General features: G+C 63.6%; 7 protein-coding genes and 4 pseudogenes. 5 read left to right on the top strand and 6 right to left on the bottom strand.

What is annotated here, in order from left to right; all coding sequences use genetic code 11:
* Positions 1 to 127 (top strand): annotated as a pseudogene (locus tag ACXMYJ_RS27495) (DDE-type integrase/transposase/recombinase); the annotation flags it as partial.
* 58 nt (positions 128 to 185) lie between these two features.
* On the opposite strand, the gene istB reads toward ACXMYJ_RS27495, so the two are convergent.
* Positions 186 to 980, bottom strand: coding sequence for an IS21-like element helper ATPase IstB (istB, locus tag ACXMYJ_RS27500; RefSeq protein WP_346408054.1), 795 nt, complete (start codon positions 978 to 980; stop codon positions 186 to 188).
* Positions 977 to 2,506, bottom strand: coding sequence for an IS21 family transposase (istA, locus tag ACXMYJ_RS27505; RefSeq protein ID WP_460359376.1), 1,530 nt, complete (start codon positions 2,504 to 2,506; stop codon positions 977 to 979). The genes istB and istA overlap by 4 nt, the downstream gene beginning before the upstream one ends.
* Before the next feature lie 193 nt (positions 2,507 to 2,699).
* Here istA and ACXMYJ_RS27510 point away from each other — a divergent pair.
* A pseudogene (locus ACXMYJ_RS27510) lies at positions 2,700 to 3,125 on the top strand (transposase); the annotation flags it as partial.
* A gap of 25 nt (positions 3,126 to 3,150) precedes the next feature.
* On the opposite strand, the pseudogene ACXMYJ_RS27515 reads toward ACXMYJ_RS27510, so the two are convergent.
* The 3 genes and pseudogenes from ACXMYJ_RS27515 to ACXMYJ_RS27525 form a co-directional block, all read right to left on the bottom strand.
* Positions 3,151 to 3,627: pseudogene (locus ACXMYJ_RS27515) on the bottom strand (ATP-binding protein); the annotation flags it as partial.
* Positions 3,628 to 3,634: 7 nt separating this feature from the next.
* On the bottom strand, positions 3,635 to 5,701 hold the full coding sequence (locus ACXMYJ_RS27520) for a transposase (RefSeq protein WP_460359377.1): 2,067 nt from the start codon (positions 5,699 to 5,701) through the stop codon (positions 3,635 to 3,637).
* Entirely contained in the window at positions 5,698 to 6,609 is a 912-nt protein-coding gene (locus ACXMYJ_RS27525) for a TnsA-like heteromeric transposase endonuclease subunit (RefSeq protein ID WP_460359378.1), read from the bottom strand. Before ACXMYJ_RS27525 ends, ACXMYJ_RS27520 begins: the two co-directional genes overlap by 4 nt.
* Positions 6,610 to 6,810: 201 nt before the next feature.
* Here ACXMYJ_RS27525 and ACXMYJ_RS27530 point away from each other — a divergent pair, with 201 nt between their 5' ends.
* From ACXMYJ_RS27530 to ACXMYJ_RS27540, 3 genes are all read left to right on the top strand, one after another.
* Positions 6,811 to 7,455 carry a hypothetical protein gene (locus ACXMYJ_RS27530; RefSeq protein WP_460359379.1) on the top strand — a complete coding sequence of 215 codons (645 nt, stop codon included), beginning with the start codon at positions 6,811 to 6,813 and terminating at the stop codon, positions 7,453 to 7,455.
* 164 nt (positions 7,456 to 7,619) lie between these two features.
* Positions 7,620 to 8,588 carry an AAA family ATPase gene (locus ACXMYJ_RS27535; RefSeq protein ID WP_135357701.1) on the top strand — a complete coding sequence of 323 codons (969 nt, stop codon included), beginning with the start codon at positions 7,620 to 7,622 and terminating at the stop codon, positions 8,586 to 8,588.
* Positions 8,581 to 11,130, top strand: coding sequence for a S8 family peptidase (locus tag ACXMYJ_RS27540; protein WP_460359380.1), 2,550 nt, complete (start codon positions 8,581 to 8,583; stop codon positions 11,128 to 11,130). Before ACXMYJ_RS27535 ends, ACXMYJ_RS27540 begins: the two co-directional genes overlap by 8 nt.
* Positions 11,131 to 11,974: 844 nt before the next feature.
* Here ACXMYJ_RS27540 and ACXMYJ_RS27545 read toward each other — a convergent pair.
* Positions 11,975 to 12,844 (bottom strand): annotated as a pseudogene (locus tag ACXMYJ_RS27545) (flavin-containing monooxygenase); the annotation flags it as partial.
* Positions 12,845 to 12,975: the final 131 nt, after the last annotated feature.

The raw sequence follows: 12,975 nt of genomic DNA on the forward strand, positions 1-12,975 counted from the left end.
CACGGCCCAAGCACCCAACCGCACCTGGGTCATGGACTTCACCTACGCCCGCACCTGGGTTGGATTTGTCTACGTCGCGTTCATCCTCGACGTGTTCGCCCAGAAGATCATCGCGTGGAACGTGGCATGCGTTTCGTCAAGTGATTTGGCCCCACCGTCGTCATGAATTTTGGCCCCAGCTTGGGTCAGTCCGCGCGTTTGGCTCGGGTGGCGGTCTTGCTGGTGCGTAGTCGGTAGGACTTGGTGCCGGTCTCGAGGATGTGGGCGTTGAAGGTGACGCGGTCGACGATGGCGGCGACGAGGCGGGGGTCGGGGAAGACGGTGCCCCATTCGCTGAAGGGCAGGTTGGTGGCGATGGCCACTGAGGCGCGTTCTTCGCGTTCGGTGATGATTTGGAACAGCAGTTCTGCTCCGCGAGGGTCGATTTGGACGTATCCGAGTTCATCGAGGCAGAGCAGGTCCAGGCGTCCGTAGCGGGCTACGACGCGGGACAGGACGTGTTCGTCGGCGGCTTCGACGAGTTCGTTGACCAGTTGGGCGGTGGTGACGTATCGGACTCGGCGGCCTTGTTCGCAGGCGGCCAGTCCGAGCCCGATGAGCAGATGCGATTTGCCGGTTCCGGAGTCCCCGAGCAGCACGACCGGCTCGCCGGCATCCATGTAATGCCCGGCGGCCAGCTGCCCCAGCAGGGCTGGTGTGATGGCGGGTACGGCGTCAATGTTGAACTCCGCCAACCGTTTCAGCCGCGGGAACTTGGCGTCGTTGATGCGTCGTGCGCGACGCCGTTCGGTGCGGTCATCGACCTCGGCGGCCAGCACTTCGGCGAGGTAGCGCAGATGGGTGTGGCGTTCCCGGCCGGCGATCTCGGCCAGACGAGCCGACTCGGTGCGCACCGTGGGCAGATGCAGTTCGCGGGCGGCCGCACCGATGGAGGCTTGCGCGGCGGCATCAGCGGTCGCCGGGGTTGTGGTGGTGGTCATGAGTCACTTCCGGTCAACAGGTCGTCGTAATCGGTCAGCGAGGGTGCCGGCCGGTCGTAGCGGGCCAGGGCGCCGATCGCGGCGATCGGCGCTTGTGGGATGGTGTCGCGGCGGGCGTCGATGATCACCGCCTCGGGATCTAGACATCCCGAGGTGACCGCGCGGTCCATCGCGGTGATCAGCGCGGCCGCCGGCAGGCTGCGGTGTGCCAACAGGATGGTGATCAGGGCGCGGGTCCCCTTGCCATCGCCGCGAGCGGTTCGGGCGGCATCCCAGTAGGACTGATGGCTCATGGTGAACACCCCGCGGGCCTTGGCTTGGGCCAGGGCGGTCGCCCCGGGCAGCGCTCCGGGCTTGGTCGCCAGAACCTCCAAATAGTGATCCAGGCACAAGACCTCCACGTAGCGTCCGACCGCGCGTTCGTGGCAGGCCACCAGGCGGGGACCGTCATAGATCTCGACACCCCGCGCGGCCAGACGCACCGGCAGACGCCGCCCGGCGTAACGGGCTGGCACCGAGTAGAAGCATTGCCGCACAGACACTCTGGCCCGGTTGTCGACACGGGCGTGCAGTAGCCTCGCGCAGTCGAACCCCTCGGCCGGTAACTGCATCAAGGCGCTGGCTTCGGCGGTGAACGCCGCCCCGACGGTGATCGGGCGGCCGGTGATCACCCGGTCGTCGTCGAGGACGTCGGCGGCCGCGATCAGCTCGTTGAGCTCAGCCAAGGAGGCGACCTTGGGGACGGGGACGAGGTGGCGGCGCCGGAACCGGCCGATCTCGCCCTCCACACCGCCCTTCTCATGGGCCCCGTCGACCCCGGGGCGGCAGAAGAACGAGTCGAACCCGTAGTGGCTGCGCAGCGCGGTGAACCGTTCGGACTCCGCGCGGTCACGGCCCTTGAGGACCCGGATCACCGCGGGCTTGAGGTTGTCGTAGCGAATCCGGACCGGCACCCCGCCGAAGTGCTCGAAAGCCAGGACGTGGCCCTCCAGGAACGCCTCCTGGGCCTGGGTCGCGAACGCGACGTGAAATGCTTTGCCCGAATGCGACAGTCGCATCACGAACATCCAGCACTTCACCACCAGCCCGGCGATCGTGGCGTAGAACTCGCCGAAGTCGACCTCGGCTTCCGCACCGGCCTCATGGTTCTGCGGGACCGACACCTCCTGCTGATCGAACCCCAGCTCGACCCGACGACGAGCGACGTAACGCGACACCGTCACCTCCGAACACGTAGCCCCATGCTCGGCGACCAGACGCTGCCAGATCCGCCGCGCAGTGTGGCGTTGCTTGCGCGGAGCAGCCTTATCGGCGATCAGCCAGGCATCGATCACCGCCACCCACGCCTCGATCGCCGGCCGGGGCCGCGGCGGATAAGCCTTGCGCGGCGGAGGCACCGCATCAGCCAGAGCCTGGCGCACCGTCCGGCGATGGGTGCCATGGCGATCCGCTAACTCACGGATCGATAAGCCCTCCCGCCGCCGGTCCCTCCTGATCTTCTCGAACAGTTCCACGCGTGACCGCATCCTGACCGACCTCCCTGACGACCGCCAGCGACGACGGCGCGACAGGAACGATCTGAACGAGGGTGGGGCCAAAATTCGTGACGACACACCGCCCCACCCGGCCGGAAACGCTCACCCACCCACCGGGGCCAAAATTGGTGAAGAACACCGACCAAAGTGGGGCCAAGTCAGGTGACCACACTCAGTGGCACCCACTAAGGCGGTCGAGCTGGTCGACGTGCCGCTACGCATGGCCTTGTGGCAGCGCGACCGTGAGGGTCACCCCGTGGTCCGCGGAGAGCTCATCGGTCACGCCGATGCCGGGTCGCAATACACCTCGATCACTTTCACCGACCACCTTGCCGAGGAGGGCATCTTGCCCTCGATCGGGTCGGTAGCCGACGCCTACGACAACGCGTTGATGGAGTGCGTAATCGGGCTGTACAAGACCGAGTGCATCCGCACCACGATCTTCCACGCCGGCCCCTACCGCAACATCGGAGACGTCGAGTACGCCACCGCCGGCTGGGTCGACTGGTACAACACCAGGCGCCTGCACAGCAGCCTTGAGATGATGACCCCCGTGGAGTTCGAGCAAGCCCATTACGCGACCCCCAACCGAGAGCCGCAACCCGTATAAAAGCGGCGGAGAACCTGGGGCGGTTCAGTCCGAGGAAGTTGGCGAACTCTGAAGCGAGCTTGCGGGGCGAGCCTTTCGGCGGTGTCGTGATGTAGACGACAGGTATCCGGTCCTGGCCGGGATACCGGCGGCGTACGTTCTGCTCGTGGATCTTTCCGAGCAACTTTATGGTGGTGGTCTTGCCGCTCGCCCACGGCCCTGACACGATCATGGATCGGCGGGCGCCGCATTCACGTTGATTGAGCAGAGTCAACAGCCGGCCCTGGCGGGTGATGTGGCGGACCGTTGACGTCTCGATTATGACCAACTCCGAGTGGTAGGCCATGCGTCGGTCATCGAATGCGAGCTTCTCCGCACCGGTGAGCGTGCTGTAGTAATCGTGATCGGGTAGGTCAAATATTGCGGGCTTGGCGTCGACGAATCTGCGCCAACCATCAAGCGTTACTGACGGCAGCTGGCGGGGGTCGAGGTCGGGCTCGGCCGCCTGCTCATCGACGGTCATCTTCGAATCACCATGTGTCGGACTCCTTCTCGGCGTCGAATACGGGTAGTGGGATGACGTCGGCGATATCGTCGTCCTCCGCCGGAGACAAATGGGGCGTCGGCTTTTCCTCTGCTGGTGGCACTGTGGGTGGTAACTCCGCCGCCGCCCGTGTACGCGCGATGGCTCGGCGGTCCTTTGCGGTGCGCCGACGCCGGGTCGCCGGCTCGGGCGCCACGGACGCACGTCCCAAGAGGTCCTCGACTGCGGCCGTGATCGCCTCTTGCGAGGTTCGCCGCTCTCCTCGACTTGTCTCGAGTTGACGTGCATGCTCCCACAGTGACGACCCAAACGGCTGCGGTGCGGTGTGGAGCTGCGTCCAGCAGGCCATCAGGTAGCCCTCGCCGTGGTGGTTGCGAACCCAGATGCGACTGACGTCGTAGGGGTCGTAGTGGACCTGCCACTGCGTGCCCTTGCCGGGTACCCCGGAGATCTCACCCCGCGCAGCGTCCAAGTCGTCGCTGTCGTAGGTCCGGTAGTCGATGGTGATGCCTGCGGCTGTCACCGTCCGGTACAGGCTGGGTAGGAGTGCGATGTATTGGTCGGAGGTCAACGGCGCGGGGATATATCCGCTGACGGCGAGCATGGACGCGTACTTCTCGTTCGGGGTCAGCTTTCGTTGCGGGTTCAAGGGGTCCCGCAGTCCATCGTGGGGTCTGTTCTGCCAGGCGACGACGATCCATTCGTCCAGCAGATCCTGAAGCTCTTGCAGCGAGAATACTGCGTTCTGCTCGGCGTTCTTGCCTCGGTTCTCGACCGATGATCCGAGGTAGCCCGTGACGTATTGTGCGAAAAGGGTTTTGACCGATCCCAGGGTGCGTTCGACGATCGGCTTATCGGTAGGCTCGTCCTTGTGTGCAGGCTGCATGCTGATCCCGAGCGATCGGCATGCAGAGCGGAAGGTGCTCGACAGATAGACGGCGCCGTTGTCGTACACGATGTTCTCGGGAACGATGACGGGGCGGGCAGCAGTGTGCTCGAGTCTGTCATCGACAGACCGCATTGCGTGGTAGGGCAGGACCGAGTTCGACATTCGGACGGCATCGATCCATCCTGGCCGCATAGGTTCCGGCGTCATCGATTTCGCGACAAGAAGGGATGCGTCTACTGCCTTCGTCGTAGGTCGGAGAACCGCCGCGACGATTGTGCGCGTCGCAGCGTCGACGAGGCCCGTCAGCTCCACCCGACCCCTCACCGACTCATCGAGCCGGATGCCGACATCGAACGGCGTGGTGTCGATTTGCATCCACTCCCCGGGACGGCTCGCGACGACCTTACCGAACACGCCCTCCGGCTGATGGTTCTTCGTCTGCCGGGTTCGTGCGGATCCAGTGGCGTGACGCGCTTGGGGGAGCTGTTTCATCAACCGATGAAATGTGGTGTGAGAAGGTAGTTTCACTCCGTCGCCGAATTTGTCGACCACTCGCCGGTCCACGTGCCACTTCATGGCAATCTCTGTGCGCGTCGACTGCAATTCGTTCTCGTTCAGCACCTCCAACAGCACGCCCACGTAGCGACTATCGACCCGGCGGGTTGGCGAGCGCCTACGGTGAAGGCGGCCGTCAACCAGCCCGGCAACGCCGGATCGTTCGTAACGCCGACGGAGTTCTTGAAAGTACTTCAGGCCCAATGGCGTTCCAGCGGCATCAAGTTCGGAGCATTTGTTGCGTTCTCGCTGTCCGAGTGATGTCGATCGAATGTCGTATCCGTTGCGCGGAGTGGTCCGCGGCGGTGAGCCGACTGGTATCCCGTCGACCACTTCGGAGATGTGGTGCTCGAGCCAGAGGACGCGCTCCTGGACCCGCCTCGGCAGCGCGGAGAAGTAGTCGGGTGGGATTGGGCGGCGACGAACGCTGGGGGATAGGACGTCGAATGAATTGTCCGCGAACAAGTCCGCAATCTTGACTGCTGCGAGCTGACCGTCCTCGCGACGTAGCTTCGCTATCATTCCGTCGATCGCCACCAGCTCGCAGAACTTGCCGTCGTAGCGACAAAAGTCGCCGATGGCGATTCTGGCCGGCTCAGCAGTCATCATGTGGCCAACCGGATCAGCGTGTGTTCACCGATCGGCGCCGAGTCGACATCGATGTCGATCTCGTGCGTCCAGAGCAGGTGATAGAGAGTAGGCAGTACCAATATCGGCTCGCCTGCCGCGAGGGCCGCTTCGCCGATTGTCTTCGGGCTGTAGACCAGTAGCGAGGTTAGGTTGGTAACGACGTCCTGCCGTCGATTTCGCGGGTTCCGGTAGCCAGCGAGCCAGCGCAAGTTCGCGGCTCGGATCGGAGGCTGATCTCCAACACGGCGGTAGGTCCACCCAGTACGCCCGCACAGCGCAATGGTCGATTCGAACGCCTCGCGAGCGTCACCGTCCACGAGTCGGTCTGGTCGAACATTCACGACGACGCCGTCTCCGGATCTGGTTCGGAGGAACACATCAGGTGTGTGCTGCCGCTGTTTGCCTGCGACCGAAACGAAGCGAAAAGCGAAGGGCTGTACGGATATTCCAATGATGTCTGGATCGAAGTCGGCCGCGATCAGAAAATCCCGTTCAACCCACGACTCGAATGAGATGTGCGACTCTGTAGTCGAGCACCACCACTCGCCGGTGAAGTTTTTCTGCCCCTTGTACGTCGAGGATTTGCGGATCGGGGCGCATTTCTCGAACGGCACTGACCACAGCTCGTCGGCCGGAATTTGAGCGACAGGTTCACCCTCAGCGGGCCGGTAATCAATCAGCTCGCTGTTTCGAATCTGCGCCGCCGCGCGCCCATGGGTGGGCACGTCTCTGATCGTATGGCCGCCGACCGGGATGACCCTGCCGGACACGCCCGGCGTGGTCCAGTGCAATGACGGTGGCATAGCGAGGAACCTGGAGACTGGATACGCGCTGATGCCGACACGGACCGCCGAGCTGAGGCGTGAGCGCATCATCTTGACCAGCACGGCCTATCCCATGTCGGTGGCGATGGACGTGCCGCGTCAGTGTCGGCGTGCATTCCGGTTCCCGTCGATCGGGCAGCAAAGGTTTTGTGGCGGCGTTCGGGCGGGCACTCGCGGGCGAACGCGCCCTCGTCCTGAGCGCCCGTTGTTGTCGGACCGCACAGTTACGCTGATCCGTCACCGGCAAGCAGGGGAGGGACCGCCATGAACAAGGCCGAGCGGCTGTGGAATCTACGGGACGGCGTGCTGGCGTGGCTATACGAGCTGCGGCTCGAAGGAGCCACCATTGCAGAGGCGAAACCGGCTGCCTTCATGGAGGCAACTTCTTGGTCTGGCTCTGAAGTCACTCGCGAGGAGGTGAACGCCGCGCTGGAGTGGCTAATGGAGGAGGGCTACGTCGACGGTACCGGCACAATGCAGAGGATCGTCCTCAGGCCGAAGCTGACCCCCTATGGAGAGAAGTACGCGGCGTCGGGCAAGTCGGTGCGAGACCTTCCCGGCGTCGCCGAGGTGCAGAGCCCGTACCTGCACATCGAGGGCAGCAGCGGTGTCGCCGTCGCGTTCAACAGTCCCGGCGCCACGCAGACTGTCAATGTCCGACAGAGGGTGGAACAAGCGCGAACCCTCGCCGATGCGATCGAACAGGTCCTTCCCGCGGTCACAGATGAACAGGCCCGCGCCGCCGCCGAAGAGCTAGTGTCGGACATCCGCGGTGAATCGAACTCTGATTCCCCGTCCCCGGGTCGGCTCAAGACGTTGGCTACCGCTGCGATGACTTCGATCGCGACCGCGGCCGGCACCGAAGTCGGGAAGGTGATCATCAAGGCAGCGCTTCCCCTGATTTCCTGACACCAGATGCGTGCGGCTGCCGCTGCGGGAGCGCCGCGAGCAGCCGTGGATCCTTCCTTCGGCTTGATGCCGCACAGACTTATTCGGCCAGGTATCGGCTTCGCACGCAGCGTCAGACCGTACGATCTACGCTACGCAGCACATTCCGCCAGAAGGGAGGCGTCATGGCTGGCCTCGGCGAGCACATCACGGCGATGGTTCGCAATCACGCTGCCGGCGACGACGCCGCTTTCTATTCCGTCGCACTGCAGATCGCGGCACGCGAGGCCCGGCAAGGGCACCACGTCCTGGCCGACAACATAAAGAAAGCAGTCGACGCGTCGCGTGAACGCGCCCCCCTTGCAAACGTCACCGCACTTCCACGAGTTCGTGGCGAGTTGGCCGAGCTTGTCGAAGCATCGCATCCCCAGGTTCACCTGCGTGAACTGGTGGCGCCGTCGGAACGGACCGCTCAGATCAAGCAGCTGCTCGCCGAGCAGCGTCAGCGGAAGAATCTGCTTGAGCACGGGTTCGCGCCATCGCACCGCCTACTCTTGGTCGGGCCGCCGGGAACCGGAAAGACGATGACCGCATCGGTCCTTGCCACCGAGCTGTCCCTGCCGATGTACACCGTCCGTTTGGATGCCCTGCTCAGCAAGTTCATGGGTGAAACTGCGGCGAAACTGCGCATCGTATTCGATGCCGTGGCTGCGGAACGTGGCGTCTACCTCTTCGATGAGTTCGATGCGCTCGGCGCGGACCGCTCAGGGAACGACGTCGGCGAGGCCCGACGAATACTGAACTCGTTTCTTGTGTTCCTCGAGAACTCCAGCCCCGAATCGATCGTAATCGCAGCGACGAACCACCGATCCATCCTTGACAAGGCGCTGTTCCGGCGCTTCGACGCGGTGCTGGATTACACCCTCCCTGACGCTCGGCAAGCCACTGCCGTGATGCGTGCCCGGCTGGGCTCGCTGATCGAGAGATCAAGCCTGGCCAAGCTTGGCGAGTACACGGACGGACTAAGTCATGCGGACCTGGTGAAGGCTGCGGAATCGGCAGCCAAGGCGGTCCTGATGCGGGGTGATGCGATGGTGGAGCGCGACGATCTCATTGCAGCGTTGAACGCGCGGCGATCGGCCACTATTGCCTGACCATGACCAGGCACTCGACCACCTCTACGTCCAGGGGTACGCCACTGCCGAGAGCTTCGACCGCTACTCCGGAGACAGCGGCGGTGGCGGATTCAAACGCCGAACAGTCAACCGCGGTACTCACGGAGCTGCGCGCAACCAAGAGCTATCCGATACGTTCGGTGAACTTGATGGCGAACGTGGGGACTTCCAACTCGCCGACAATGAGCTCACCGCGCAGGGAACAATCATTGTCCTCGAAGGCGAGGGCGCGTCGTATCCCCTGAAACTCGAGTCGCTGAACCGAATGACCACCCACCGGAAACAGCCGAAGCAGCCCCGCTGGCTCCTGCTGTCGGTCCGGCCAGCTACGGAGACCGCCCCAGAACGGGCGACGGTGTGGGTGGCCGACGCGCACCGCGCCGCGTTCATGAAGCTGTTCGAGGACTACCTCAGTGGCCTCACCAAGACAGGGCAGCCGCCGAACCAAGACCTCGTCGCCAACATCTCCCGGATCCGCAAAGCCGTTCTCGCTGATCTCTGGACGTCTGACGGTGACCCACCGCAGCGGGGACAGCACTGGTGGGAACTCTGGCTGGACACCTCCAGTGGCGATATCGAAGCCATCAACGGGTTTGTGAACACCTACCAGCTTCGGATGCTGCCTCGGTCGATCCAGTTCCGTGACCGCTTCGTGGTGTGGGTCGAGGCTACCTGGAGCCAACTCGAACCGCTGCCGTTCACACGCGTGCCGCTGGCGGAGATCCGCAGGCCAGAGTTCATCGAGACGATCGAGGACCTTCCTCCCGCTGGACAGGACGAATACGTCCAAGACTTGGCCGAACGCTTGATTTTCGCCGACGGTAGCGCACCAGCAGTGTGCCACTTGGACACAGGCGTGCTGCGTAGCCACGTCCTGATCGAGGCATCCCTCGCGCCAGAGGACCTACACACCATCGTCGGCGCTTCGGGAGCGGACATGGATCCGCGCGGGCACGGTACCTCGATGGCCGGCCTCGCGCTATTCGGTGATCGGTTAGACGCGGACCTGCAGAGCAATGACCCGGTTCAGCTCCGGCATCGCCTGGAGTCCGTGCGCATGAAGCCGGGCCCCGACGAGGCGCAGATCGATCCTTTGGACTACGGAAGCGCCACGATCCAGGCGGTGGCACTCCCGGAAATCGCTGCTGCACGTCGACGCGTATTCGCCCTCACGTTGAGCACCAAGCCTGACAACCCCGGGGACCCCACACTGTGGTCCGCTGCCGTCGATGCCCTTGCTGTCGGCACGGAAACCAATCGCGACGGTGACCACTTCCGACTGATCTCGGAGCCGGATCCCGATGTCGCACGCCTCATCGTCGTCGCTGCGGGCAACGTCGACTCCTACATGTTGGAACACGGCGACAACTCCGACCTTGCTGCGATCGAGGATCCCGCTCAATCATGGAACGCGTTGACGGTTGGCGCGTTCACTGACTTGGCTGAAGCGCCGCAGCATCCTCAGTACAAAGGCTGGACACCACTCGCAAAGCCTGGTGATCTCTCGCCCCACAGCCGAACGTCGATGTTGTTTCGACACCGTAGCGCGCCCATCAAGCCTGACATCTGTATGGAGGGCGGCAACGTCCTCACCGACGGCGCCCAAATGTTCGAACCCAAGCTCCCCAGCCTGTCTCTGCGGTCGACTGGGAACAGCAACAACGTCGCACTGGCCTCCGCCAACGCCACGAGTGCCGCGACGGCCCAAGCGGCACGTCTGGCAGCATTGGCTATGGAGCGATACCCCGACTACTGGCCGGAGTCGATCCGTGGCCTACTGACCCATGAGGCGGAATGGACTCCGGCGATGGCCCTTAAAGTCCAAGCTGACCAGACGAAAGCCATTCGCCTCGGACAGCTCCGGCGCTACGGGTGGGGCGTCCCGGCAGAGGACTCCGTTCTCAATTCATCGCGGCGCGCAGTCACCCTGGTCACTCAAGATCAGTTCGTGCCGTTCGATGGCAGCAACTACTCGATGCGGCGCTTCCGACTGCACACGCTTCCGTGGCCTACAGAAGCACTTGAAGAACTTGGGTCTGCGCCGGTTCGGCTACGAATCACGTTGTCGTACTTCATCGAGCCGTCTGCGTCGCGACGCGGGTGGCGGCAGCGGTATGCCTACGCGTCTCACATGCTCCGGTTCGACATGCAAGGTGAGCTGGAGACGCGTCAGCAGTTCGTCGCTCGAATCAACCGAAATGCTCAACTTCAGGAGGACGGCAGGTCCGGTGCGGCAACAACCTCCGCCAGGTGGCTCCTCGGGGAACGTCAGCGCCATCTCGGATCGCTGCACCAAGATGAGTGGCACGGCACCGGAAGCGAACTCGCGCACTGTAATTCAGTGGCCGTCTACCCCGCGGGCGGGTGGTGGAAGAACAATAGGCGGCAGGATCGGATTGATGTGCCTGTGCGCTACTCGCTGATCTTGTCGCTCAGAACCCCCGAGCAGGGTGTCGACCTGTACACTCCGATCGCGACCCAACTGCGGATTCCTATCGAGACCGAGATCACCACCGAGTGAAATGGCGCACGCGTGTGACACAGCAGCACGAACCGCAAGAGGAAGTCATAGAGCCGAAAGCGTCACAGTGACAAAAGGATTGCGCTGGGCACTGTCCCACCCAACGGAAGAATTTCGAGTCTCTCAGGATGTGTAACCAACCGCCGGCAACGAAGCGCGATTTCTCGGATCCTTCCGACCGGCAGGCGATGGCAGTGGGGCAGGCCGGCGATGAACCGGCTACAGCCTCAAATCCGCCGGAGCGAACGTTTGGACAGCTCCCAGGTATCCATGTCTCGGACGAGTTCGATGAACCGCTCCCAGATGCGGAAATCGCTTTCTGGGAAGCTGATTCAACAGACCGACTCGACTCGAACGCGCGCGAACTAGAGGGGCTCAGTAGGGTGCGGCATCGCCAATATGTCACAGTGACGAAATGCGTCTGCAGCCGGGGAGGGTTGGGCAATTGGCCGAAAGTGAGTGTGCTGCCGGACTCGGCACGAAGCCGATTGCGCTACGAGCGCGGAAGCGTCACGAGACGCACAACTTGGTAGACGAAAGACTGGAAAGCCCTATGCGCTGGTAGGCAGACTGGTGAAAAAGTCGGAGATCAACTGCAAAATGACAAACCGGACAGCCGCACGTAAAGTGCGCCCGGCCGGACCTTGCCGCTGGTAAGCGTTGTGCCGATAAGCCACATTATGTCAACTTAGCCGCGTATTGCATCGGATGAATCATCACCCCCGTGTCCCCAGTTGTCCTGTCTAGTGCGGTGGCCCTCACCCGCCGCGTTGGGTGCAGCAGCGCTATGTCCGCCTCGCCGAGCAGGACCGGCTGATCGAGGAGCTGAGGTGGTGTCGGAGCATTATCTGACAGTGAGGTGAAAGTCGGCCGGATCCGGACGCTTCAGCATCGCGGTCATCGTCGCGCGGTCGTACGGCCACAGGTCGATGTTGTCGTCCTCCGTCAGGTACCAGGAGTTGCACCCGGTGTTCCAGACCGTCGGACCCATCGCCGCCTTGACGTCGTCGGTGAACCGCGTCGTCGCCTCGTCGATGACCTCGACGGCCGCCCACTCGCCGCGCTGGAACTGCTCGATCCACTGCGCGATGTAGCGCGCCGTCAACTCCGCCGAGAACTGCAGCGAGATCGACCCGGTCGGTGAATTCGGCCCCAGCACCGTGAACAGGTTCGGGAAGCCTGGTATCGCCGTCATCCGGTACGCGCGAGGCCCTTTCGCCCACACGTCGTCGATGCTGACGCCGTCGCGCCCCGTCAGCGCCATGGGGCGCATGTAGTTGTGGGCGTGGAAGCCGGTGGCCAGCACGATGACGTCGGTCTCGTGCTCGACGCCGTCGGCGGTGCGGATACCGCGCGGCGTCACCGAGACTATGTCGTCGTCCACCAGCGCGGCGTTGTCGGATTGGATTGCCCGGTAGTAGGTTCCGGAGACCACCTGTCGCTTGCACAGCGGCTGGTAGTCGGGGGTCAGCCGCTCGCGCAGCGCCTTGTCGCGGACCTGAAGACGGAGGCACAGCCGCGCATAAGCCTGCACCGCGCGACGGCGCCACGACGGCTTGGTGGTGATATCGGCGAGGATGCCCGACCCCCACAGCAGCGCCGTGTACATCCGCGCGTGCAGCCTCGGACTCCTGGCGAGCAGCGTCGCGAGGCCGGGGATCTGTCGTAGCGTCATCGGCGCCCACAGGATCCACTGCGGCGACCGGACGTAGTGCTCGTGAGAGGGACCCGTTTGGTGGTCCAGTCGTTATGCGACTTTCGGTTGATGGGTCGCGGCCCACTGTAGGGCAAACTCGGCTGGGGTGCGGTCGCCATGGGCGGAGTGGGGCCGATTGGCGTTGTAAT

The sequence above is a fragment of the Mycobacterium sp. ZZG genome (genome assembly GCF_054786995.1).

Coding starts and splice junctions, on each gene's coding strand:
- istB (WP_346408054.1), bottom strand. CDS start 980: ATGACCACCACCACAACCCCGGCGACCGCTGATGCCGCCGCGCAAGCC.
- istA (WP_460359376.1), bottom strand. CDS start 2,506: ATGCGGTCACGCGTGGAACTGTTCGAGAAGATCAGGAGGGACCGGCGG.
- ACXMYJ_RS27520 (WP_460359377.1), bottom strand. CDS start 5,701: ATGATGACTGCTGAGCCGGCCAGAATCGCCATCGGCGACTTTTGTCGC.
- ACXMYJ_RS27530 (WP_460359379.1), top strand. CDS start 6,811: ATGAACAAGGCCGAGCGGCTGTGGAATCTACGGGACGGCGTGCTGGCG.
- ACXMYJ_RS27535 (WP_135357701.1), top strand. CDS start 7,620: ATGGCTGGCCTCGGCGAGCACATCACGGCGATGGTTCGCAATCACGCT.